Raw genomic sequence first — 25,112 nt, 5'->3', positions numbered from 1 at the left:
CCTTATTGCAAAGGACGAAAGGTTATGCTTCCGCGGTACCACCTTTGTTTCGACCAGCAGTTTCCCCTGGTGCGACACCTCGAACAGATAACGGCTGCAGCCGGCCCGAACTAACGAAATCGCAATTTCGCTTCATTCAAGCAACTCCGGGGCGACCAGTAGCAGCAACTATCCTGCAGAACCTCACAGCCTTAACGGTTCCACTCTCTGTAGGCATTGCCTGCCACTTTCCCCTTCAACGTTAATTATACATAAAAGTATTGCCTTATTTTTTCTATCATACACGTTATGATTTGTCCTCGTCAATCCTCATGGGGCAAGCGGTGCACGAATTAACCCGATCAACGCAAAAACCCCCTTGAAGCGGCAAGCCGTTTCAAGGGAATTGATACGAAACCTTAAGGAATATAAAGAACCTGGCCCTCGCTGATGCTCTGATCATTCAAACGGTTGTACAAGGCAATTTCACGGGGCTGCATCTGGTAACGGCCGGCTATCGTTTCAAGCGTTTCCTCCCGCTGCACAATGCACATTCGCAGCTTGCGGAACGAACGATCATCATCGCTTCTACCGAAGAACAGGTTCTTCCATTCGATTTCTTCATCTTTCGGCTGGTTTGCCGCCTCTGCGGCTTTCTGGGCATCCTTCTCCGCTACAGCTTTGGCTTCCTGCTCCCTAAGGCTGGATTGCAACAGCGAGCGAAAGCCAACATTTCCTGCAGGCTGTCCGGAAGGATCTTCAGAAGGTTTGCTGCCCAGAGCTACGCGCATTTCCTTCGGTTCCGGATCTGGTTGGACACCAGCAGGATCGTCAAAACTTTGCTGCGGCGCAAATGGACTATCAGCAGCATTAACGGAAGGTTCTCCCGTTAATGAAAACTCCTGGTCGGGTTCACCAGGGTCTTCAGAGAGAGGGTCAGGCTGGACATACACCGAGAGCGCTTCTTCCTGCTCAGCTTGCTGACGCCTAAATTCCTCCTGCCTGTAAGCCTCCCATTCAGCAGCCTCCTGCCTTGCATCCTCCCGCTCCTCTTCAAGCAACCTCTCCCGTTCTTCCTCTTCCAGCCGCATAGCCCTCAGAGCTGCCGCTTCACGCTCGGCATCCGCTTGCTGAGCAGCTTTAAAGGCCAACACCTCGCGCTCCTCGGCTTCCCGTCTACGCTGCTCCATTTGAACTTCCTCTTCTTCGCGCCTGCGCTGCTCCCTTATCGCTGCTTCACGTTCTGCCGCTTCGCGCTCTACCGCTACGCGTTCTGCAGCTTCGCGTTCTGCCGCTTCACGCTCGGCAGACTCGCGGCTTGCCTGCTCTCTGAATGCTTGCGTCGCAGGATCTGCCCAGCCGGCAAAATCGGCGGGTTGCTCCTCTTCATACAAGAGCGGAGCCAGTTGGCTTTGCTCGGAGGGAAGCTGCCCTTGCGCTTCCTCTTCTCTTTTGTGGATGACCGTAAAGGGCTCCTCCCGCCATTCTTCCTGCTCGCGCTGCTGCATTTCAATGCCCAGAAGCGACAATACACCCGTTATATTGATCGTTCTGGCGGATAACAGATCCACATCGAAATTGTCAATTTCCACCGCGATATCATCGAGTCTGTTAATCCGATTCATCGGAAGCGTGATTTCCACTGGTATGAAATGCTCCAGATCCTGCTCTCCCGCGAGCTCGTTAGGCGCCCGGTATACCCCTGTGAGCAAAAGATGCCCCTTAAGCAAGACTTGTTCCCCTTGCTGTACGATCTCGATGCGGGGAACAAGCTCGATCTCTTCAAGCTCGTCGATTGCAGCTACATCTTCCGGCAAATGAACGCGTTCGTAAACGTCAAAGCGTAAACCGCTCGATGGATTGGACACGCTAGTCGTCCTCCTTTCCCCTCTCATAGCTTGGTTATAGCTATCTTCCCTATTTATCTATATGGCGGGAGGAAGGCGGGCATGACTACATTTTCGGAGGAACGCTCAATTGCAAGGCGACATTGCGGAACCAGGAAGGCTCGGGGGAGAGAATCGCAAGAGTCTGATTCGTAAAAGGATGGGCAAATACCAGCCGCTCTCCCCGCAGCGCTTGATGCGGCAGCAGCGCGCTGACACCTCCGTACAGCGCATCGCCAATAAGCGGATGGCCGATATGGCTCATATGGACACGAATTTGATGCGTTCTACCTGTTTCCAGTGTCAATCGAACCCTGGTTGCCTCCTTGAATACTTCAAGCACCTCATAATGCGTAACAGCTGAATCGCCATTAGGTGAAACGCGTCTGCGAGCCTGATGATGGCGGTCTTTGCCGATCGGAGCATCAATCGTTCCCTGCTTGCTTCGCATGCGTCCCTGAACAATCGCCGCATATTGGCGTCCAATCTGCTTGGCTCTCATTGCTTCATCCAGACGCAGCTGGGCCAGGTCGTTTTTTGCATATAATACAGGTCCTGAAGTTTCGTCATCCAGACGATGGATATGTCTGACCGGAAGCGGATCTGCCTTCAACAAGCAATGGCGCGCGGCTGCTTCGTCAAGTGTACCGGATTGACCGGGTGCTGAAGCATGGACCGGCATTCCTGTAGGTTTATCCATCACCATACACCATTCATCCTCAAATAAGACCCCCGCCGCCAAGGGCATTGGTTGATCCAGCCCGCGGCTTGCCTGCCGGTACAATGGATCGGTATCCACAGATACAGGCGTGAAGGCCTGTAATCTGAGCGTTTCCCCCGCGAGCTGAATTCCGCCAACGGAGAACAGCCGGTTGACCCATTTGTCCGGAAATAAAGCAAGAGCCAGCAGCCACTGCCGCACAGCATGCGGGTGACTCCCAGCCTTTAATGTTGGAGCTTGTCGTTGGTTGAATTCCGACCTTTCCACAAGTGTGGAGAGCGGCAGCTCCAGCCACTCTCCGTTACGCGTATAAGCTAAGCTCTGATCATGTTCTCCCATTAAGGTCCGCTCCTATAATCGCCGCAGCGCTTCATCGTGGGCCGCAATTGTGGCATCGATGGCGGCTTCGTCATGAACGGCCGAGACAAACATGCCTTCAAACTGGGAAGGAGCTACACTGACACCCAAATTCAGCATCGCCGCAAAATATACTTTAAACCGCTGCAAATCCGATGTTTTTGCCGTTTCATAGTTAATAACATGCGTATCGGTGAAGAATGGGCAAACCATCGAGCCAACGCGGTTGATTGTACTTGGAATTCCGTGCTTCCGGGTATTGGACTCGAATCCCTTCTGCAGCTTGACCGCCATCCGCTCCAGATGTTCATATTTATCCGGTGTCAACAGACTGAGCGTGGTAAAACCCGCAGCCATAGCAAGTGGATTCCCTGACAAAGTCCCGGCCTGATAGATGGGACCGCTCGGAGCCATAAGCTCCATCAATTCGCGTTTTCCGCCATAAGCGCCGACAGGCAGACCACCGCCGATTACTTTGCCCAAACAGGTCAAATCCGGAGTGATTCCATACAAGCCTTGAGCACAATGATAATGGACACGGAACCCTGTCATTACTTCATCGAAGATGAGCAGGCTGCCGTACTTTTCAGTGACCTCGCGCAGACCTTCCAGAAAACCGGGAAGCGGTGGAACTACGCCCATATTGCCGGCAATCGGCTCCACGATGATACAGGCAATCTGTTCGCCAAATTTCTCAAATGCCAGCTTGACCGATTCCAAATCATTATACGGAACCGTAATCGTTTGGGACGCAACGCTCTCCGGAACACCGGGGCTGTCTGGCAAGCCCAGTGTTGCTACACCGGAGCCCGCTTTGATCAGCAGACTGTCCGCATGGCCATGATAAGAACCTTCAAACTTAAGGATTTTACTCCGCTTGGTATAACCTCTTGCCAGCCGCAAAGCGCTCATGGTCGCTTCCGTGCCGGAATTCACCATGCGCACGACTTCAACAGAAGGCACACGCTCGCATACCAGTTCAGCCATTCGGGTCTCAAGCTCCGTCGGAGCGCCGAAGCTGGTGCCTTTCTCGGCTGTACGCTTGATCGCTTCGATAACTTCCGGATGGGCATGGCCCATAATGAGGGGCCCCCAAGAGCCTACGTAATCGATATAGCTATTGCCATCGATATCGTATACCCGGTAACCTTCCCCCCGGTCCATGTAAACCGGTGTTAGGTCTACGGACCGGAACGCCCTGACCGGCGAGTTGACGCCACCGGGAATAACTACCTTTGCTTGCTCGAAAGCCGCTTTGGACCGCTCATCCCGACGCAATTGATTGTTATCGCTCATTTCGACACACCACCTGTTATATTGTCGCTATCCTGTTGCCGCTCATGCCTGACATGCAGGAATAAGGCTTATCATATCCCATTATAGCTGATCCACCGAGTTATTCGCCTTTAAGCCAGCGTGCCGCGTCTAAAGCATGATAGGTAATAATCAGATCCGCGCCTGCACGTTTCATGCCGGTTAATGTTTCAAGCACAATCGCCTTCTCGTCGATCCAGCCGTTAAGGGCGGCGGCTTTAACCATGGAATATTCCGCACTTACATTGTACGCTACCACCGGCAGGTCAAAATGCTCCTTTAATTGGCGAAGAACATCCAGATAAGCAAGGGCCGGCTTGACCATCAGCATATCCGCGCCCTCGATAACATCAGACTCCGCTTCACGAAGCGCCTCCCGGACATTCGCCGGATCCATCTGATATGTTTTGCGGTCGCCGAATTGCGGGGCGGAATGAGCCGCGTCACGAAATGGCCCGTAATAAGCCGAAGCGTATTTCACCGAATAGGACATAATGGGGATCATCTCAAAGCCTGCTTCATCCAGACCCTCACGGATCGCCGCAACAAAACCGTCCATCATGTTGGAAGGGGCAATAATATCGGCTCCTGCTTCCGCCTGGGCAACTGCCGTCTTCACAAGCAGCGCAAGCGACTGGTCGTTATCAACTTCCGCATTCCCGGTAGAAGGGTGATGTACGATTGCACCACAATGGCCATGATCCGTAAACTGGCAGAGGCAGGTGTCTGCAATTACTACCAGCTCGGGTGCCCACGATTTGACCTTCCGTACTGCTTGCTGGACGATCCCATCAGACTCGTAAGCCGATGTGCCTTCCGCATCCTTATGCTCAGGAATGCCAAACAGAAGGACGGATTGCACGCCGGAGGCTACAACGGAATCGATTTCCTGCTTCAGCAGATCCAGCGAGAGATGATAAACGCCCGGCATGGACGGGATCTCTTCTTTAATATTTTGACCATGGGTAACAAATATCGGATAAATGAAATCATTCACGGTAAGCTGGGTTTCACGGACCATATTGCGCAGACCTGCTGACCGGCGCAACCGGCGGTGTCTTGTAATCGGAAATGTCATCGTAACACCCTCCTGAGCAGTTATTAGCGAATCAATAGAAGCTTACTGCAGCGCAATCTGTTGGAATTACGCCGTATCAGCCGTTTGTTGCTTTAGCTAATCGCGATGCGGCTACAGCTTCAATGAGGCTGTCGATCGTCGCATCTTCCGGCTGGATCGTAACGACAAGTCCGGCTTCAACAGCCGTCTTGGCTGTAAGCGGACCAATACAGGCGATATCCACACTTTTTAATAGCTGTGGGGGATCCTCTATTCCCATGCGCTTCATAATTTCCAGTAAATTGGTGACCGTTGATGAACTGGCAAATGTAATGACATCCACCCTGCGTTCAATCAACATAGCAAGCGTCTCTTCATCCTGATTGTCTTCCATGACGGTTTCATAGATATTGATTACAACCGGTACCACTCCGCGTGCAGCCAGTTCCCGGGGAAGGACTTCACGGGCCAAATCACCGCGGGGCAAAAGCGCGCGCTGGCCGGGCAGCAAGCTGTCCTGCAAGCTGTCCAGCAAACCTTCAGCCTGAAAGGTCACAGGAAGGGTTTCCACCAGTAGACCACGCTGCTCCAGCGCTTCCGCCGTTTTGGGACCAACAGCGGCAATTCGCGCCTGATGAAATTTCCGGATATCCAGTCCCAATTTTTTCAGCCAGCCAAAAAAATAATCCACGCCGTTCACGCTGGTGAACAGGAGCCAATCATAAGGCCGCTCATCAAGGAGCGCCGCTGTCAATGCCTCTACCGCAGTCGCCAAACTCTGCTCACGCGTCCGGATCACCGGAAATTCGCACGGTTCACCGCCCATTTCTTCAATGCGGTCGGCAAGTTCACTGTTTTGCGCCCTTGCCCTCGTCACAAGAACTCTTGTCCCAAACAGGGGCTTGCGTTCATACCACTGCAGTTTCTCCCGCTGGCGGACAACCTCTCCTACTACAATAACCGCCGGAGGCTTGAAGTCGGTTTCTATGACGATCGACTCGATTGTTTTCAGCGTTCCGGTAATGGTCTGCTGCTCCACCCTGGTCCCCCAGCGGATAAGAGCAACTGGTGTTTCCGGGGATTTACCATGCTTCATGAGCTGGCTGGCAATATATCCAATCTTGGCAACACCCATCAAAAATATAAGGGTGCCCGTTGCATTCGTTACTTTGTCCCAGTGGATGGATTTGTCAAGTTTTTCTGGACTCTCATGCCCCGTAATGATGGATAAGGAGGATGCCATATCCCGGTGCGTAACGGGAATTCCCGCATAAGCAGGCACGGCAATCGCAGAAGTAATGCCCGGAATAATTTCAAATTCCACACCATGCTGCTGCAGCAAGCCCGCTTCTTCCCCAACGCGTCCGAACAGGGTTGGATCGCCCCCTTTGAGACGCGTTACAATCTTTCCTTCCAGCGCCAGGTCAACCAAAAGCTGATTAATATCTTCCTGCTTCATCGTATGACGGTCCGGAAGTTTCCCCACATACACCTTCTGGGCGTCCGGTTTGAGATATTTAAGCAAACGCGGGCTGGCTAACCTGTCATATACCACGACATCGCAAGCTTGTATACATTCCAATCCCCGAATTGTAATCAGCTTCGGGTCCCCGGGACCTGCCCCCACGAGAAAAACCTTCCCTTTTACCTTCCCCTCGTTCACGCCGTTCATCCCCCAATTTCAGCCAAAATACGATCCGCGCCTCGGCCTTTGAGTGCATCTGCCACTTCCCTGCCCAATTTCTCGGGATCACAACCGCGAGCCGTTTCCTTGAGCAGTACGGAACCGTCCGGAGAACCGACAATTCCCGTAAGCTCCAAAACCGGGTTTTCCTGTGACTCGTCCCTGTCGACGATCGTCGCATAAGCTCCGATCGGTATTTGGCATCCTCCATTCAGCTCGCCAAGAAATCTGCGCTCTGCACGAACGGTTACCGAAGTATCAGGGTCATTATAATAAGCAAGCAGTTGTCGAATCTCTTCATCATCTTCCCGGCACTGTATGCCAAGTGCTCCCTGCCCTACTGCGGGGACAGACAGTTCTACCGGCACATAAGAGGATACCTTGTCCTCCCAGCCCATCCGTTTGATTCCTGCAGCCGCCAGAACGATAGCGTCAAAGCCTTCCGTATCAAGCTTGCGGATACGCGAATCAATATTGCCGCGGATCGATTCAATTTGCAAATCCGGCCTTGCATGCTTAAGCTGACAGGCCCGTCTGAGACTGCTTGTCCCCACTTTGGACCCCTGAGGAAGCTGCTCGAAGGAAAGATTATTTTTACTGACCAGACAATCTCTGGGATCTACCCGCTTCGGAGTAGCCCCATTAATAAGTCCCTCCGGGAGCTCCGCAGGCATATCTTTCATGCTGTGCACAGCAAGATCGATCTCGCCGTCAAGCAAAGCCTGCTCGATTTCTTTCACAAACAGGCCTTTTCCTCCGACTTTGGACAACGTGACATCCAAAATCCGGTCGCCTTTGGTTAAAATCTTGCGCACCTCAAAAGCATAATCCAGTTGATGCAGTCTGCATAATGCCTCCAACTGTTCGATGACCTGACCCGTTTGAGTAAGGGCCAGCGCACTCTGCCGGGTACCCACCACAATCGTTCGCCGACCGTCAATGATATATGTCATTTCTCATGCCCCCTGTCTGCCTTCTGCTGAAGCGCTCTTAGCCAATTACCGATTTCTGCATCTATTGATACCAGGCACTCAACTGTAGATCTGACTTCCGATGAATTGGAAAATAGGTCCTCTACAGCCAGCTTTAAAATCAATTGTCTTCGTTTCTCATCAGGTTCTTCCGACTGAACGCGCTCGCGAAGGAGCTTTAACCTTGCCGTGTCATGGACAAGTTCTTCCCCGTAACGTGCTTCAAGATCCCGCTTTATCCGGGCGGCAAGCAAGGGACTAGCACCCCCGGTTGCGACAGCCAGCAGCAGTTCTCCTCTTCGGACCACCGCGGGCGTCACAAAAGTTCCCTCTTCCGCTTTGTGCGCTGCGTTGCATAATAGCCCGCTGCGTTCAGCGGCCATTGCAATCGACTGGTTGACCTTGTAGTTGTCCGTTGCGGCGAAGATAAGGAAAGCCTCCGCCAAATCCTCTTCTTTGTATTCCCTTTGTCGGTGCACGATAGCCCCGATCCGTACCATTTGCTGGAGCTCATGGGAAAGATCGGGACTAACAATCTCAACACGGTCTGCTCCCGACTCCACCAGCCCCTTCACCTTGCGGGTGGCAATAGCCCCCCCTCCGAACACAACGCAGCGCTTACCTTTCAGGCTAACCATCATGGGATAATAATCAGCCATTATTCCTGCACCCGCTTTCCTTTGCGTATAAGGCCTAAGGAGTCTGTTCTATGACCAGCCATGAAACGAAGAAGCCTTATTCATTAGTAAATTGAGCAGCAAAACACCAAAGCTGATCAGATTAAATCGGGCGCTGTTCAAGACTGCACTATTAAATAAGCCGTGACGCAGCACATAATAAATATAGATCGCCAGCGCGGCAAAAGAGGTAAGCACCTTCGGGTCAATCAGCAGGCTGTAGCGGCCCTCTGTCAATATAGAAGTAACGGCTACTGCCAATGACAAGCTGAGCAGCGGTATGCCAATCAGCGAGGCCCGGAACATAAAGCGGTCAATCACATCCAGGCTCGGAAGCCGTTGAACGCTTTTGGTCCATCGTTTGCCTTTCAGTCTTCCATGCAGGAACAAATACATGCCGGAAAAAATAGCGCTTATCGTCAATGCGGCAAACGCACAGATCATCAGACTGATATGAACCACAAGCAATTCCCTGGCAAGCTCCCAACGGGCCAATGAAGCGCCGGAACCGATACCGAACAAATTTAGCGTCATTACAGCGAAACCTATAACATTTACGAAAAAAACGATAAATTCGATTCGGAAAAACTGGCTCATCACAAGCGATACGGTAACCAGCAGCCATGAGAATAAAAATAGATATTCAAACAGACTCATGAAGGTCATATCCAGATGCGAGGCAATGCGTTGAATCAGGAATCCAGCCTGAAGGACCCATACGAAAGTAAGCAGCCCTGTGCCCATCCGTTTTGCCCTCCGGTTTCGATCCACGAAATCCGAGAAGTAAAACAACAGGCTCAGGGCATAAATATAAAGCATTGCATCATATAACCAGTTTTGTGTAACCATAGGCGCCTCCACATGAACGGCATGAGATCGCCGGATAAGAAAATGGCGGCTATTCGCCGCCTGTCATCTCCTCATGAATCCCATTCCTTCGATATACGAATTAAGTGGTTACAGCTGCGATTGTGCGGGAGGCTGTTTGAACAAGCAAATTGTTCCCAAAAGTCGAATTTGAAGCATTTTCCTTGGAAGAGCCCGTGTCATCTCGTTTTGAGGAACTGCTCTGCTCTTCAAGTTTCGCCTCCAGGACTTCATCTTCCAATGCGAATAATTTCACAAAAAGGTCCATCGCATCGTCGGCATGTTTTTCAGCAGCCATCTCTTTAATCCTCACAATGGGATCATGCATCATCTGGTTCACGATGCTTTTTGTCAGCTTGCGGATGATCTTCTTCTGACGCTCATCCAGGTCCGGGAGCTTGTTGGCCAGGCTCTCCATCGTTATTTCATGGATAGTAGCAGCCTTGTCTTGTAAAGCTCGAATAAGCGGTGCTACTCCAAGCGTCTTGTACCACTGGCGGAAGACATCCAGCTCAGCGGCGATGAAGGTCTCGATCTTGGCCGCTTCTGTCCGGCGCTGCTCAAGGTTGCTCTCCACAATACCCTCAAGGTCATCGATATCATAAAGGAACACATTTTCAACGGACGCAATGCCAGGATCAAGATCCCGCGGCACTGCAATGTCAATCATAAACAAGGGACGTGATTTGCGTGACTTGATTGCCGATGCCACCTGTTCGCGGGACAGCACATAACCATTTGAACCCGTCGAGCTGATCACAATATCCGTCTCGTGCAGCCGGTAGACCGCATCCTCCATGGATAATGGAATGCCATTGAATTTATCGGCAAGTTCCACTGCACGGTCATAGGTACGGTTAACCACAAATACCCGGCTTACGCCGTTTGCGTATAAATGCTTGGCCGTCAGTTCGCTCATCTTGCCTGCACCGATAATCATAACGGTCTTTCCGCCGAAGTTGCCGAATATCCGTTTCCCCAATTCAACAGCCGCGTAGCTGACTGAAACGGCGGCTTCGCCGATAGAAGTTTCCGAATGTGCCTTCTTGGCAAGGGTTACCGCTTGTTTAAAAAGCATATTGAACATGGTACCGGTTGTTTTCTGCTGCTGGGCCAGCAGGAATGCCTGTTTAACCTGGCCGAGAATTTGTGTCTCCCCGATTACCATGGAATCCAGCCCGCATGTCACGCGGAAAAGATGCTCAATAGCCCGCTCATCTTCATACATATATAGATCAGTCGTGAATTGCTGCCTTGGCATTTGAAACCATTGCTCCATAAAGTGACGAATATAATGACCGCATAGATGCGGACGATCCACGACAGCATAGAGCTCGGTACGATTGCAGGTCGCAACAATGACACATTCCATGACGCTGTTCGTCTGCTGTAATTGTTTAAGAGCCTCCGGCAGCTCCCTTTCATCAAAAGTAAATTTCTCTCTGACTTCAACGGGGGCCGTGCGATAATTAAGGCCGACAACCAAGATGTGCATGCGCGTTCACCTGCCTTTCCTACAGTTATTATCGTCTTATTCCTCAGTAATTATAGCATAGTTCGACAACCTGTACTCCTGCAATTATGAAAATTGTTTGAAAACCGAATCAATTTCATAATTAGGGAATTCGCAATATGAAATTGATTCAACCGCATTCTAAAATCACATTAAAAATGACCACGATTATATCGTGGTCATTGTTCACAGTCATATGAAAAATGTTACACAAGCTCGACTTGCTTCAAATCCGGTTCTACAACCTGCAACTCGCCCATTCCACGAATCAATTTCTTGGCATGAGTCTTTGTCGGTTTCAAAACAGACAGCATGTAGTCGATCGCAAGCTGCGGATCCACTGTTTCTCCGCACGTATAACAGTCAAGAGCAGCAAAACCCTTCTCAGGATACGTGTGAATGGAGAGATGACTTTCAGACAGCAGTACAAGAACGGTTGCGCCTTGTGGCTCAAATTGTTTGCCTTGCACAGAGAGTACGGTAGCGCCGCAGCTTTCAGCAGCCTCCACCATTTGGGCTTGTAAAAATTCCGCGTTGTTGAGCAAATCGAAGTCTACACCCCAAGTGTCAACAGCAACGTGTCTTCCGAAAGTTGAGTATTCCATCTTTCGGTTCCCCCTTCCTAGGAATAAAATGTTTGAAAACTTTCATCCGCTAGGACCTACGTCATTCACTGCCCGAGGGAATAATCTCTCGCAACATTACCATGTCCTGAGTGAATCCTGGTTCCTAATATTCTTTTCAACGAGAATAAAAATAACATCTATCGCAGATAAAAGCAATACTTTTTTTGAAATCTTAACAATAAGAATCGCATAAGCGCCTATAACGAGCTTTTAAGCGAAATTTCCGATGCTCTAACTGGCGGTACGAGGTGCCACAATAATAAAAAAGCCGCCAGGGCCGGCGGCTCGAAACTTGCATATAATAGCATGAGGATTAAGCTTATTAAGCTTCCAGTACGAATAAATGACGTGTGTGACGTTTCAGGCTCTCATCGATTCCGTCAATCTGTTCGCGGTCCGTGCATTGATTGCGCAGATCAAGCAGTTCATTGATCGTCCGATGTATCTTCTTGATCTCGCGTTCAACATCGTTGCTGCGAAACCGCTCTTCAAGCTGGCCGATTGTGTTTTTGTATTCAAAAACAACGCGCTTCTCTCCGGCTGTGTTCTCCACAATTTTGCGGACGCATCCCAACTCATAATAATAAACCATGGTATAGGACGGATAAATCCGGTTCACAATGGCATTGCCGCGGAATACAGCTACCGCTTTGCGCATGATATTTGTTAATTTAGGCTTAACCAACCGGCAGGAAAGTTCACAAATGAAACGATCTTCTTGACGTTCAAATATTAAGCGGACTTCTTCTTGTCCTGCTTGGTCTTCGAGAATCATCTCGTGATTGCCGTTATCCAGCACCTTGACTTGCTGTTCAATATGATGCTCTTCGAAGAAACGAACAAATCCCGCCATCTCATCAGCCATTAATTGCAGAGAAGCTTTGACGTATTCCGTGGCTATCCGCTGAGCCATAAAAATCTCCTCAATTCTATAAACGTGCACCTTTGCTAACACTTTTCTTAAATATATTATACTTCATCATTGCGGTTTATTCCTGCCGGTTGTTCTTGATATTCACGCATATTTTAGAATAATCGCGAAGAATCTCCCACGAAGACATCATTTAGTACAGTATCCTCGTTATTCGGAGGAAACATCAAGGTCTTCCTTCTCTTCTTGCTCTGCCTCTTCTTCCTGGGCTTCCGAAATCCGTTCCACAATAATGCTCCAGACTTCGTCGCGGCCAAGACCAGTCTCTGAGGAGAACAGCACAATCGGTTCTCCCGGCAGAGTGCCCAGCGTATTTTTAATCATCTTAATATGCTTGTCCCATTTGCTGCGTGGTATTTTATCTGCTTTGGTCACTACAATGCAGACGGGAATATCATAAAACTTGAGCCAGTCATACATCATCTTGTCGTCCTTGGAAGGCTCATGGCGGACGTCAATGATCAGCATGACCATTTTGAGCGGCTGCCTGTTTTGCAGAAACCGTTCAATCATTTTGCCCCACTGTTCGCGCTGGGTTTTGGATACTTTAGCATAACCGTAACCTGGGAAATCGATGAAATAAAGCCTCTCCTCGATACGGTAATAATTCAGCTGCTGGGTTTTTCCCGGTTGTGAGCTGGTGCGGGCGAGGTTTTTGCGTTGAATCAATTTATTGATCAATGATGATTTCCCGACATTCGAACGCCCTGCCAGAGCAATCTCTGGCAAGGCGTCCTCGGGGTATTGCGAGGGCTCAACGGCACTGATTACAAATTCTGCTTTATTGATATTCATGCTTCGATGACCTGCTTTCTAATGCGTCTGAATAGGCAGCTGCGTAAGAGCGTGCTGCAGCACCTCATCCATATGGCTGACTGGAATAAATTCCAGATCGTTTCTTACACTATCCGGAATGTCGCGCAAATCGCGCTCATTCTCTTTGGGAAGAAGCACTTTTTTGATACCGGCCCGATGCGCGGCCAATGACTTTTCTTTCAGGCCCCCAATGGGCAATACGCGGCCGCGCAGCGTGATCTCTCCGGTCATGGCCACTTCCCTGGATACAAAACGTCCTGTTAATGCGGATATTAAGGCAGTCGCCATCGTAATCCCTGCGGATGGGCCGTCTTTGGGAATAGCGCCCTCCGGGATATGAATATGGATATCATTTTTCTCATGGAAATCAGGGTCGATGTTGAGCTCTTTGGCTTTGGAGCGCGTATAGCTGAATGCCGCCTGAGCCGATTCCTTCATGACATCTCCAAGCTTGCCTGTAAGCGTCAGCTTCCCGCTGCCCGGAAGAACCGTTACTTCGATTACAAGCGTATCACCGCCGACTTCCGTCCAGGCAAGGCCGGTAACCGCCCCGACCTGGTCTTCAACTTCAGCCATGCCATAACGGAATTTCGCAGGTCCAAGCCATTCCTTCACTTTGACCGCATCCACCTCGATTGGCGTGCGTTCCGGATCGGAAACAATGGCTTTGGCAGCCTTCCGGCATATTGCTGCAACCTGCTGTTCCAGATTCCGCACACCCGATTCCCTCGTATATTCGCGAATAACCTGCATCATGGCGGTTTCGTTCAGAAGTAGCTGCTCTTCCTGCAAACCGTGTTCCCTTTTTTGCTTGGGCAGAAGATAACGTTCGGCTATTTGCAGCTTTTCCAGCTCCGTATAGCCTGGAATATACAGCATTTCCATACGATCCAGCAAAGGCCGCGGAATATTATGCACCGCATTGGCCGTTGTCACAAACATCACGTTCGACAGATCAAACGGGACCTCAATAAAGTGATCGCTGAACGAATTATTCTGCTCGGGATCCAGCACCTCCAGCAGCGCCGAAGCGGGATCTCCACGGAAATCCATTGCCATCTTGTCAATTTCATCCAGCAGGAATACGGGATTTCGTGTTCCCGCTGTTTTCATCCCTTGCACGATACGTCCCGGCATCGCTCCCACATACGTGCGCCGATGTCCGCGGATTTCTGCTTCATCCCTTACACCGCCAAGCGAGATGCGCACGAACTGCCTGCCCAGGGATTTGGCAATGGAACGCGCCAAAGAGGTTTTACCCACACCAGGAGGCCCAACCAGACATAGAATCGGCCCTTTCAGCTTCTTCACAAGCTGCTGGACAGCCAAATATTCCAGTACCCGTTCTTTCGGCTTCTCCAAACCATAATGATCCTCATTCAGTATCATTTCCGCTTTGGCTACATCCAGATCATCTTCCGTTTTCTTATTCCAGGGCAGAGAAAGTAGCCAATCGATATAATTGCGAATGACGCCGCCCTCTGCGGATGACGCCGGCATTTTCTCCAAGCGGTCGATTTCCTTCTCGACCTTTTCTTTCACTTTATCGGGAAGCTCGGCTTCCGCCATCAGCGTGCGAAGCTCTTCCACTTCTCCAGCGCGGCCTTCCTTCTCGCCAAGTTCTTTCTGGATGGCTTTCATTTGCTCACGCAAATAGTATTCCTTCTGCGTTTTTTCCATCTGTTTCTTGACGCGCTGGCTGATCTTGCGTTCAAGCTCCAGCACTTCCCGCTCATTATTCAATATATCGAGCAGTTTCTCCAGACGGTCACGAACATCAATGGTTTCCAATATATCCTGTTTGTCTTTAATTTTGAGCGTCAGGTGGCTTGTAATCACATCAGCGAGCCGTCCGGGTTCGTCAATATCAGAAACAGCAGCCAGTGTCTCCGGCGTCACCTTCTTCGATAAATTAATATAATGCTCGAACTGGTTCAATACCGTTCTCATGAGCGCATCGATTTCGGGATCGCTGGATTCCTCTTCCGGCATTTCCTTGACCGTCACCTCGTAAAAATCGTCATTGGGCAGGTAATCCATGATTTCCGCCCTGTTGACCCCTTCCACCAGTACGCGGATCGTGCCGTTTGGCAGCTTGAGCATTTGTCTGACGCGCGCGATCGTGCCGACGCGGTAAATATCTTCTTGAGTCGGTTCTTCAATATTGACCTCTGATTGCGAGCACAGTAGAATCATATGATCGTCCAGCATGGCACGGTCTAATGCGCGAACCGATTTATCTCTGCCGACATCAAGATGAAGCACCATGCTGGGGTATACAAGCAGCCCTCTGAGCGGTAGCAGGGGCAGCCTTCGACCTTTCCATTTTGCAGGTCCCATACCAGCACCTCCGTTCTTGAAGCAATTTCATCCCTTTTGTTTGAAGGAAAATAAGGCTTTTGACTATTGTGCCTGTCTCTATTTTATCACTCAACGGAATCCGCCTGCAAATAGGGGAGACTGGGGGTGATAAAAACCTCGCTTGCAGATGATGGCTGAAGCGCGGGTATCAGCTTATCCATATCGCGGAAAACATGCTTGAATACCTCATCGATATGACCGACTGGAACGATTTGCAGTCCCTGCAGGTCCGCAAATATCGCCTGCCAGTTCTCCCTCGGGATGATGACCGTATCCGCTCCAGCCTGGAAAGCAGCCTCCACCTTGGCCAATACGCCGCCAACCGGTTTGACGTCCCCATGGATACCGACTTCACCCGTCATAGCAAGCTTGTTGTCTACAGGCTCGCATTTTATCGCCGAAGCGATTGCGGTCGCCATGGCTATTCCCGCAGAAGGCCCGTCAATCGGCGTGCCGCCGGGGAAATTGATATGCAGATCAAAGTTCTCCGGCTTGAACCCGATCCGCCGCAGCACTGTCAGCACATTTTCCACTGATCCCTTGGCCATGCTTTTGCGGCGTATCGTTCTGCTGCTCCCTCCGCCCAGTTCTTCCTCCTCCACAACGCCTGTGATCGTATAATTTCCTTTACCAGGCCTTGCGGCAATAGCGCTCACTTCGATCTCCAGCATCGTGCCCATATTCGGCCCATATACAGCAAGGCCGTTAACAAATCCGATCTGCGGCTGTGCGGGAACCTTCCGATCCGGTCTTGGCGGAATCTGGCTGCTATTGACGACCCACTCGACGTCTGCGGCCGAAATCGCTTCGCGCGATTCCGATAAAGCCAGGCCGGCTGCCAGCTGAATGACATTAACCGCCTCACGGCCATTCGTCGCATAACGAGTTACAACGTCAATAGCTTCCTGACAGGACGGAAGCCCAATCTTCTTCAAAGCATTAACTGAAATTTGGGCAATTTCATCAGGCAGCAGCGGCCGGAAATAGATTTCCATACATCTGGAACGAAGCGCTGGCGGAATCTCCTGTGGAGACCGGGTTGTCGCCCCCACCAACCTGAAATCAGCAGGAAGCCCATTTTGAAAAATATCATGAATATACATGGGAATGGATGTGTCTTCGGAATTATAATACGCACTTTCCAGATAGACCTTGCGGTCTTCCAGGACTTTCAGCAGCTTGTTCATTTGGATGGGATGCAGTTCGCCGATCTCATCGATAAAGAGCATGCCGCCATGAGCTTTGGTCACGGCACCGGGCTTGGGCTGAGGAATCCCGGCAACCCCCATCGCACCAGCACCTTGGTAAATCGGATCATGCACGGAACCAATCAGCGGATCCGCAATGCCCCTTTCGTCGAAACGGGCGGTCGTGGCATCAATCTCAGTAAATTTAGCTTCGGGCAAGAATGGCGAGGTCGGATTCTTCTTAGCTTCCTCCAGAACAACACGGGCGGCCGCGGTCTTCCCGACTCCCGGAGGTCCATAAATAATGACATGCTGCGGGTTAGCGCTGCATAGAGCCGCTTTCAAGGCCCGCAATCCATCACGTTGACCTACGATATCGTTAATCGATTGCGGACGCGTTTTCTCGGACAGCGGTTTAGTCAGCGAGACCGAACGAAGCTTGCGCAGCTTATCCATCTCCTTGCGGGACTCCTTGTCAACAGCCGACCGGTTGGTTTTCTGATTGCGCAATAAATTCCAGAAATACAATCCGATCACGATCGCAAAAAACACTTGTATCAGCATCAGAATCAAATTCAAACTCATAGCGATTACGACTCCTCTCAAACCACGGGATAGCCAGTCCAGATGCCTTCGCATGTTTTCAGCGATTGTTGCCGGGGCATCCGGGCCGCTTTTTGTGCGGTGAAATTAGTTTTATTCCCTGTAAATAACAGCGGCGCAATATAAAGAACAGCTCCGCTGCCATTTGTAAGAAAAACCGGCATAACGGGACTCATACCTGTCAGTATTGCCCCCAGCCGGTTGGAATAATCGCTATATGATTCTAAAGTTTGAACCGATTGCTTGACATTTAAATGTTCGGAACAGGATGTGGCTTGCGTCCCGGAATTTCTCCGGTGGCTTCGAATACACGAACAATTTCATCAATTTCTTTTTTTAGCTCGGACAACAGATCGGCTTCAGGCACTTTACGGATCATTTCCCCGTAACGGAACAACATACCTTCTCCACGAGCACCGGCAATTCCGATATCGGCTTCCCTTGCCTCGCCTGGCCCATTTACAGCGCAGCCGAGAACCGAAACCTTAATGGGTACTTTGATCTTGCTAATATACTCTTCGACCTCGTTGGCGATCGAGAACAGATCAATATCCAGACGTCCGCAGGTCGGACAGGAAACAAGCGTCGCTGCATTGGTTATCAGGCCAAAGCATTTCAGCAGCTCCCGGGCTACCTTCACCTCTTCCACCGGGTCAGCGCTGAGACTGATCCTTACCGTATTGCCGATCCCCATTGCCAGCAGCGCGCCGATACCGGCAGAGCTTTTGATTGTGCCGGTATGGAGTGTTCCTGCTTCGGTGATGCCCAGATGCAGCGGATACCGTATTTGCTCGGCAGCCATCCGGTAAGCGGCAATCGCCATGGGAACATCGGACGCTTTAAGTGAAACGATAATGTCATGGAAATCGAGCTCTTCCAGGATGCCGATATGAAATAAAGCACTTTCGACCATGGCTTCCGGCGTGGGATATCCGTATTTCTCCAGGAGGTGGTTTTCCAGAGAACCCGCATTCACCCCGATCCGTATTGGAATCCCCCGCTCCTTGCAAGCTTTGACAACGGCTTCCACCTTCTCGCGGCGCCCGATATTGCCCGGATTGATCCTCACCTTGTCTACGCCATTCTCAATAGCTGCCAATGCCAGGCGGTAATCAAAATGAATGTCCGCAACGAGCGGAATATGAATGCGTTTTTTAATTTCTTTTATGGCTTCGGCAGCTTCTTTATTATTAACGGTAACGCGGACAGCCTGGCAGCCAGCTTCCTCAAGACGAAGGATTTCAGCAACCGTCGCTTCCACATCCGCCGTTTTGGTCGTGCACATGCTTTGGATGATCACTTCGTCACTTCCGCCAATCGTAAGCGGACCTAACTTAACCGGTACGGTATCTTTACGTGTATACATATCAGGTAACCTCTCCCGTTAACGTCAAAGTCCACCCCTGTCAGATTCGGCTATTGATAGCCCTTCTTCGGACAGAGGTGGATACTTTGGAGCGTTCATTTATCTATATCAGGCGCTTTCTTCCTTTTTCTTGTTTTTCTTGGAGGATAATTCTGGCATTACCCGCTCTTGTACGACTTTCTCGGTAATGATGCAGTTATTCACATCATCGCGGGAAGGAACTTCATACATGACGTCCAGCATCAAACCTTCAATGATTGCACGCAAACCGCGGGCACCCGTGTTCCGTTTGATCGCTTCCTTGGCGATCGCATCCAATGCCGCAGGCTCGAAGTCCAGCTTGACATTATCCATTTCAAGCAGCTTCTGGTACTGCTTCACAAGCGCATTCTTCGGTTCGGAAAGAATACGGACAAGCGCAGGCTCATCAAGCGGCTCCAAAGTGGAAATGACCGGCAACCGGCCTACAAACTCCGGTATTAGACCAAATTTGAGCAAATCCTCCGGGAGCACCATGGACAAGTATTCGCCGGCTTTCAGATCTTTCTGGCTGTCTCCGGCCGTGTTGAAGCCAATGACTTTTTTGCCGATACGACGTTTGATCAGCTGCTCCAGACCATCGAACGCGCCGCCGCAGATGAACAGAATATTAGTCGTATCAATCTGGATAAACTCCTGATGCGGATGCTTGCGCCCGCCTTGAGGCGGAACGGATGCCACCGTACCTTCAAGTATTTTGAGAAGCGCCTGCTGCACGCCTTCGCCGGAAACATCGCGTGTAATGGAGGGATTCTCCGATTTGCGGGCTACTTTATCAATTTCATCGATGTAAATAATTCCGCGTTCCGCTTTCTCAACATCATAATCAGCCGCTTGGATCAGCTTCAGCAGAATGTTCTCCACGTCTTCGCCCACATAGCCGGCTTCCGTCAGCGATGTCGCATCCGCGATCGCAAACGGCACGTTCAGAATTTTCGCCATTGTTTGAGCAAGCAGTGTTTTACCGGAGCCCGTAGGACCTACTAGCAAAATATTGCTCTTTTGAAGTTCAACATCTTCAAGCTTGCTTTGGGAATTGACGCGTTTGTAATGGTTGTAAACCGCCACGGATAGCGATTTCTTCGCTTGCTCCTGACCGATTACATACTGATCGAGAATATTGCGGATATCTCTTGGCTTAGGAATGTCCTTAAGATCAAGCTCTTCCTCGTGACCAAGCTCTTCCTCCACGATCTCCGTACACAATTCAATACATTCGTCACATATATACACGCCTGGACCGGCGACAAGTTTACGTACCTGATCTTGAGATTTGCCGCAGAAGGAGCATTTCAGCTGGCCCTTCTCCTCATTGAATTTAAACATGGGATCACCCCTTCTTCGATTTGTTACAGGTTGCTAACGCTGCTTGATGTTACGACCTTATCGATCAGACCGTAATTGAGCGCCTCTTCCGCACTCATGAAGAAGTCACGATCCGTATCACGGTCAACTTTCTCATAAGGCTGTCCGGTGCGGTCAACATAGATTTGATTTAGTTTTTGTTTCGTTTTTAAAATCCAGTCCGCATGAATTTTGATATCGGATGCTTGACCGCGTACGCCGCCAAGCGGCTGATGAATCATCACTTCGCTGTTAGGAAGCGAGAAGCGCTTGCCTTTGGCGCCAGCTGTCAACAGGAGCGATCCCATACTTGCCGCAAGTCCGACACAAATCGTCGAGACATCCGGCTTAATGAACTGCATCGTATCATAAATACCCATCCCGGCAGTTACCGAACCGCCCGGCGAGTTAATATACAAGTGGATATCTTTCTCAGGGTCGTCAGCAGCCAGAAAAAGCAGTTGTGCGATGATCGAATTTGCCACATCATCGTCGATCGCACTTCCCAGAAAAATGATCCGATCCTTCAACAGACGAGAGTAAATATCGTAAGATCTTTCTCCCCGATTCGTTTGTTCAACGACTATAGGTACCAGATTCATGCGACCAACCTTCTTTCTCTTTTTGACTTTTTGAGGTAGTTCCCAAAGTCCATTACAAAGACTTTTTGAACCCCGGTTTTTCATACGCTGTTATTTTAACATGTTACGCAGGCAATGTCATTTTTTACGAATCGTTGCATGATCTTAGCTGGTACTACGTTATGTACGGGACACTTATCCCATTTGGTTGATAAGGGAGAAATAAGGCACGTAAACACGTGCCTTATCCGCTCATCGTGACTATATATCGCTTACTTAACCTTAAAGCTATTATTTCGCTACTTCAGCTGCGACTTTGCTGTTGTCCAACAGGAACTTGATGGTTTTGCGAAGAACCAGATCCTCTTTGATGTTGTCCAAGTTACCGTTAGCAGCGAAAATTTCACGAAGCTCGTCTACGGAACGGCTGTACTGCTTGGACAAGTTCTCCATCTCTTCATTCAGATCTTCATCGCCAGCTTCAATGCCTTCGATCTTGGCAATCTGCTCAAGCACCAGGTTGTTGCGTACGCGTTTCTCCGCATCACCGCGCATTTGAGCGCGCAATGCCGCTTCGTCTTGTCCGGAGAACTGATAATACATATTCAGATCCATGCCCTGCATGCGAAGACGGTTCTCAAAATCGCGAAGCATGAAGCTAGTTTCGGAATCAATCATCGCTTCGGGAATATCGATGACTGCCGCTTCCGCCGCTTTTTCAACAACTGCAGTCTCACGAGCCTGCTCGCTCGCTTTTTGCTTGTTCTCAGCGAGTTTGCTTACAAGATCGGTTTTGAACTCTTCCAGCGTATCGAATTCGCTAACATCTTTGGCGAACTCATCATCGAGTGCCGGAAGGTTTTTCCGTTTGATTTCATGCAGCTTCACTTTGAATACTGCAAGCTTGCCTGCAAGATTCTCGGCATGGTACGTTTCCGGGAATGTGACTTCAATGTCCTTGTAATCCCCGATCTGCATGCCAACTACCTTTTCTTCAAAACCCGGTATGAACGTAGCGGAGCCAAGTTCCAGCGAATGACCTTCGCCTTTGCCGCCTTCAAACGCTTCACCATCTACAAATCCCTCGAAATCAATCGAGGTGACATCACCCTGCTCGGCTGCTCCTTCATCAAGGACAACAAGCTCGGCATGGCGCTGCTGCAAACGATCCAGTTCAGCCGTAATTTCTTCTTCCGTGACTTCGGCGTCTCCCGCCGGAATCTCGATTCCTTTATATTCGCCCAATTCAACTTCAGGCTTTACCGTTACTTTTGCTTTAAATTTGAAAGGCTGGCCTTTGCTGAATTGCTCGACTTCGATGTCAGGGCGATCCACCGGAATAACTTCCGTTTCTTTCAACGCTTCGGAATAAACATCCGGAAGCAGAATATCAATCGCATCCTGATAGAGACTCTCGATACCAAAACGGGCTTCGAAAATACCGCGGGGTACTTTGCCTTTGCGGAATCCGGGTACGTTCACTTTTGCAACCACTTTTTTAAATGCTTTGTCAAGCGCTTCACTCACTTGTTCCGTTCCGACTTCAACGTCGATGGAGACAAGGTTCTTGTCTATTTTTTCCCATGTTGCTTTCATATTATGCTTTCCCCTCCAAATTAAATAACGCTTTTCTGCGTTGGTTGATTCACGCTAATAAACCATTCTATTATAATCAACATCCGGACGAATATCAAGACTCGGTTCCATCATCCCTGTCCTGGAGCAATGCGACCTGTCTGAGAGACCGGCAGGCTTGTTCATATTGAAACCGTAGCGCTTGCGTTATACCGTATGTATCGCGGATATCATCATCATTTGCTTTATCATAAAGCGATAATTCAACGATGAGATGAAGGGCTGCGGCAAAGCAGTCAACGGAATCTTCCTCACCGTAGACCAGCCGCTCATAGATCGAAGTTCCATAAAAGCACTGAAGGCACTCTTTCCACATTTCACGGGCAAAATGAGGCATGGTTACATCGATAACCTCGGTCACCGATTCCACCCGCTCAACCACCTTCGAGACCGGTTCAGGAAAGTCATCCATGGAAAGAGGAGTCCGTTCAATCTCCAGCTCCACCTGTTCTCCCATCCGCATGAGCGGCAGCTTGCCAGTAATGCCCCTCCGCCGCAGACATTGAAGCGCTTTGAACTGCAGAGCCGGGTGCAGCTCGTTGCCCGTGAGCCAAGTTACGATGGCCTCATCCACATCCGGATGCTGGATGTGAGCCGCCCGTTCCAATGCCAGCACCTGCTGATCGGGAATTGGATGATTCCTCATAATATACAGGACTTGCTGGACATAAGCGTCGTCGTATTCCTCCGGGGCCAGTGCGTTGCGTCTGATCGACTCCTCGTCCTCGTCGACCTTCAGCTCGACAGTCTCCAGAGAACCAAAAGCAGAAGGATCCTCTCCCTGGGCAGGAAACGCCATATCAAGCCATGTGAGCAAACTGCCCCATTCATCATAATGGCGTTTCTCCTCACCCTGGCAATTCATCAGAAACCGAAGCAGGTCCTTTGCTTCGCTATACTGCTCGGCCTCAAGCATCCGCGTGAGTTGAAGCTGATATTGATCAAGCATTCTTGGAAACAAATATACATTTTCCTTGCTGTCGCCTTGCGGGAAATTTGAAGTTGTAATAGTATCACCACCTTGTCAGTCCATCCGCACCGCAGCGGAAACTGCACTTCATTTGAGTTCGATTATAACATTCTCTTTTGTTGATTTCCATTCGGCCCTATGCTATCATTTATTGATGCAGTGACTTTCCATTTATTTCTCTGCGGGTGTAGTTCAATGGCAGAACGCCAGCTTCCCAAGCTTGAGGCGAGGGTTCGATTCCCTTCACCCGCTCCATTATGAGTAATCCTCTTCGGAAGGGAATTGAACCCTCAACAGGTTCGACCGTCCGTGCAAGCCTCTTACGAATCACTCAATCAGGACGAGCGTCCATATCCACATCCAGCACTCCCGCAGGGACATTAAATCCAGATATGGAGTATTCCCTTCACCCGCTCCATTATGAATACTCTTCTGCGGAAGGGAATTGAACCCTTACAGGTTCGACCGTCCGTGCAAACCTCTTACGAATTCCTCCATCAGGACGAGCGTCCATATACACATCCAGCACTCCCGCAGGGACTTTCCAATCCCTCTCCAGAATCAGAGCCTCTGTTCCAACGTACTATTACCACTTTATCATGCTCTCTAACCGCCAATACTCGATGTTTCAGGCTAAAACAAATTAAAAAACGGACGATTGACGCCTCGATGCGTCGTAACCGTCCGTTTTTTTGTGTGTTTAGCATTCATCTCTCAGATATTCAGAACATCTCGCCAATAATGGCTTCGAGCTTGAAAACCGGTTTCTTTAATTCTACGATTTTGGAGTTCTTCAGGAGCGACAGCATGCCTTTAATAAGTACAAGCTGCGGTTTTTCCTTGTCAATTTCTTCACCCAGAAGCTGGAGCGAAGCATACATTTCAGAGGCCATTTCGGCTGACAGCTCCGATTTGTCAATGATAGTCCGGATCACTTCGAGCTCCGCATGAATATCAGGCTTCCCGCCCGAATCCGCAGTTTTCGCGGCCATGCAGCTCCATTGCTCAAAAACTTCCGTTTCCATCATAATATCGGCTTGACTCCCAATCATTCCGGCAATCATCTGGTCCATCCGCTCCAAAATAAACGAAGCCAGCCGTTCAATATCAAACCTTTTACCCTCCATAATGACGAAACCCATATAACCCTCAATGAAGGCATTGAACAATATGGAGGCATCATTGGCATACGGCTCCGCATCCGGTCCGTACTGCTCGCGGATTGCGATTCTGGTCGCCAACAGGGAATTGGCCCTAAGCGTGAGGATAAGACCATGAAGCTCCTCGTTGAGGTCGAACCGTTCCTGCATGATGATGTTGATAAAGCTTTTATGCTGGTCGTAAAGTTCATAACTCATCGTAATTTGTTTGCGCAGCTTATCGCGGGAGGAGAGTTCCGTGGATTGCGAAAGCTCCTGCGATTTTTTGCCCATTGATTCAATGTAATATTTGAAAATGGATAGTAGCAGATCCTCTTTTGATTTGAAATAGAAATAGAGAGATCCTTTGGAGATACCGAGAGCGTCCGCAATATCTTGAATGGACGTCCCCCGGTAGCCTTTTTCGGAAAAACTTTTTATTGCGCCTTCAAGAATTTGCTGTTTTTTCCCTTCCACTTTCAAGCACA

20 protein-coding genes and 1 tRNA gene are annotated in these 25,112 nt (G+C 49.9%); 1 reads left to right on the top strand and 20 read right to left on the bottom strand.

Annotated elements, in window-relative coordinates:
- Positions 1–398: 398 nt before the first annotated feature.
- From IEY46_RS05020 to IEY46_RS04930, 19 genes are all read right to left on the bottom strand, one after another.
- Positions 399–1,847 carry a LysM peptidoglycan-binding domain-containing protein gene (locus IEY46_RS05020; protein ID WP_188989723.1) on the bottom strand — a complete coding sequence of 483 codons (1,449 nt, stop codon included), beginning with the start codon at positions 1,845–1,847 and terminating at the stop codon, positions 399–401.
- Between the two features lie 85 nt (positions 1,848–1,932).
- Positions 1,933–2,925 carry an RluA family pseudouridine synthase gene (locus IEY46_RS05015; protein WP_188989721.1) on the bottom strand — a complete coding sequence of 331 codons (993 nt, stop codon included), beginning with the start codon at positions 2,923–2,925 and terminating at the stop codon, positions 1,933–1,935.
- 12 nt (positions 2,926–2,937) lie between these two features.
- Positions 2,938–4,239 carry a glutamate-1-semialdehyde 2,1-aminomutase gene (gene hemL / locus IEY46_RS05010; RefSeq protein WP_188989719.1) on the bottom strand — a complete coding sequence of 434 codons (1,302 nt, stop codon included), beginning with the start codon at positions 4,237–4,239 and terminating at the stop codon, positions 2,938–2,940.
- A 100-nt stretch (positions 4,240–4,339) separates the two neighbouring features.
- Positions 4,340–5,335: a porphobilinogen synthase gene (gene hemB / locus IEY46_RS05005; protein WP_188989717.1), complete on the bottom strand. Its 996-nt coding sequence runs from the start codon at positions 5,333–5,335 to the stop codon at positions 4,340–4,342.
- A 76-nt stretch (positions 5,336–5,411) separates the two neighbouring features.
- On the bottom strand, positions 5,412–6,977 hold the full coding sequence (cobA, locus tag IEY46_RS05000; RefSeq protein ID WP_229750071.1) for a uroporphyrinogen-III C-methyltransferase: 1,566 nt from the start codon (positions 6,975–6,977) through the stop codon (positions 5,412–5,414).
- Positions 6,978–6,982: 5 nt separating this feature from the next.
- Positions 6,983–7,951, bottom strand: coding sequence for a hydroxymethylbilane synthase (gene hemC, locus IEY46_RS04995; RefSeq protein WP_188989713.1), 969 nt, complete (start codon positions 7,949–7,951; stop codon positions 6,983–6,985).
- Positions 7,948–8,628 (bottom strand): precorrin-2 dehydrogenase/sirohydrochlorin ferrochelatase family protein, encoded by a 681-nt coding sequence (locus IEY46_RS04990; RefSeq protein WP_188989711.1) that lies wholly within the window; start codon positions 8,626–8,628, stop codon positions 7,948–7,950. The genes hemC and IEY46_RS04990 overlap by 4 nt, the downstream gene beginning before the upstream one ends.
- Positions 8,629–8,676: 48 nt before the next feature.
- On the bottom strand, positions 8,677–9,495 hold the full coding sequence (locus IEY46_RS04985; RefSeq protein WP_188989709.1) for a cytochrome C assembly family protein: 819 nt from the start codon (positions 9,493–9,495) through the stop codon (positions 8,677–8,679).
- A gap of 100 nt (positions 9,496–9,595) precedes the next feature.
- Complete coding sequence (gene hemA, locus IEY46_RS04980) at positions 9,596–11,008, bottom strand: glutamyl-tRNA reductase (protein WP_188989707.1); 1,413 nt, start codon at positions 11,006–11,008, stop codon at positions 9,596–9,598.
- A gap of 224 nt (positions 11,009–11,232) precedes the next feature.
- Complete coding sequence (gene speD, locus IEY46_RS04975; RefSeq protein ID WP_188989705.1) at positions 11,233–11,631, bottom strand: adenosylmethionine decarboxylase; 399 nt, start codon at positions 11,629–11,631, stop codon at positions 11,233–11,235.
- A 343-nt stretch (positions 11,632–11,974) separates the two neighbouring features.
- Complete coding sequence (locus IEY46_RS04970; protein ID WP_188989703.1) at positions 11,975–12,565, bottom strand: non-ribosomal peptide synthetase module; 591 nt, start codon at positions 12,563–12,565, stop codon at positions 11,975–11,977.
- 168 nt (positions 12,566–12,733) lie between these two features.
- Positions 12,734–13,378, bottom strand: coding sequence for a ribosome biogenesis GTP-binding protein YihA/YsxC (gene yihA, locus IEY46_RS04965; protein WP_188989701.1), 645 nt, complete (start codon positions 13,376–13,378; stop codon positions 12,734–12,736).
- A gap of 18 nt (positions 13,379–13,396) precedes the next feature.
- The gene (gene lon / locus IEY46_RS04960; RefSeq protein WP_188989699.1) at positions 13,397–15,739 is read right to left on the bottom strand and encodes an endopeptidase La; all 2,343 of its coding nucleotides are present in this window, start codon (positions 15,737–15,739) and stop codon (positions 13,397–13,399) included.
- 86 nt (positions 15,740–15,825) lie between these two features.
- Positions 15,826–17,532 carry an ATP-dependent protease LonB gene (lonB, locus tag IEY46_RS04955; protein WP_188989697.1) on the bottom strand — a complete coding sequence of 569 codons (1,707 nt, stop codon included), beginning with the start codon at positions 17,530–17,532 and terminating at the stop codon, positions 15,826–15,828.
- A gap of 268 nt (positions 17,533–17,800) precedes the next feature.
- Complete coding sequence (gene ispG, locus IEY46_RS04950; RefSeq protein WP_188989695.1) at positions 17,801–18,916, bottom strand: flavodoxin-dependent (E)-4-hydroxy-3-methylbut-2-enyl-diphosphate synthase; 1,116 nt, start codon at positions 18,914–18,916, stop codon at positions 17,801–17,803.
- Between the two features lie 108 nt (positions 18,917–19,024).
- A complete protein-coding gene (gene clpX, locus IEY46_RS04945; protein WP_188989694.1) occupies positions 19,025–20,281 on the bottom strand; it encodes an ATP-dependent protease ATP-binding subunit ClpX in 1,257 nt (418 codons plus the stop codon).
- A gap of 23 nt (positions 20,282–20,304) precedes the next feature.
- Positions 20,305–20,901, bottom strand: a complete 597-nt coding sequence (gene clpP, locus IEY46_RS04940; protein ID WP_188989692.1) for an ATP-dependent Clp endopeptidase proteolytic subunit ClpP — start codon at positions 20,899–20,901, stop codon at positions 20,305–20,307.
- A gap of 270 nt (positions 20,902–21,171) precedes the next feature.
- Positions 21,172–22,476 (bottom strand): trigger factor, encoded by a 1,305-nt coding sequence (gene tig / locus IEY46_RS04935; RefSeq protein WP_188989690.1) that lies wholly within the window; start codon positions 22,474–22,476, stop codon positions 21,172–21,174.
- Between the two features lie 94 nt (positions 22,477–22,570).
- The gene (locus IEY46_RS04930; protein ID WP_229750070.1) at positions 22,571–23,476 is read right to left on the bottom strand and encodes a hypothetical protein; all 906 of its coding nucleotides are present in this window, start codon (positions 23,474–23,476) and stop codon (positions 22,571–22,573) included.
- A gap of 190 nt (positions 23,477–23,666) precedes the next feature.
- Here IEY46_RS04930 and IEY46_RS04925 point away from each other — a divergent pair.
- Positions 23,667–23,740 (top strand) — tRNA-Gly (locus tag IEY46_RS04925).
- Positions 23,741–24,207: 467 nt separating this feature from the next.
- Here the strand turns inward: IEY46_RS04925 and IEY46_RS04920 are convergent.
- Positions 24,208–25,101 (bottom strand): TetR/AcrR family transcriptional regulator, encoded by an 894-nt coding sequence (locus tag IEY46_RS04920; protein WP_188989686.1) that lies wholly within the window; start codon positions 25,099–25,101, stop codon positions 24,208–24,210.
- Positions 25,102–25,112 lie beyond the last annotated feature (11 nt).

The sequence above is a fragment of the Paenibacillus nasutitermitis genome, from assembly GCF_014641075.1.
Classification (GTDB): domain Bacteria; phylum Bacillota; class Bacilli; order Paenibacillales; family Paenibacillaceae; genus Paenibacillus_Z; species Paenibacillus_Z nasutitermitis.
This window is presented reverse-complemented; position numbering and strand designations above follow the sequence as displayed.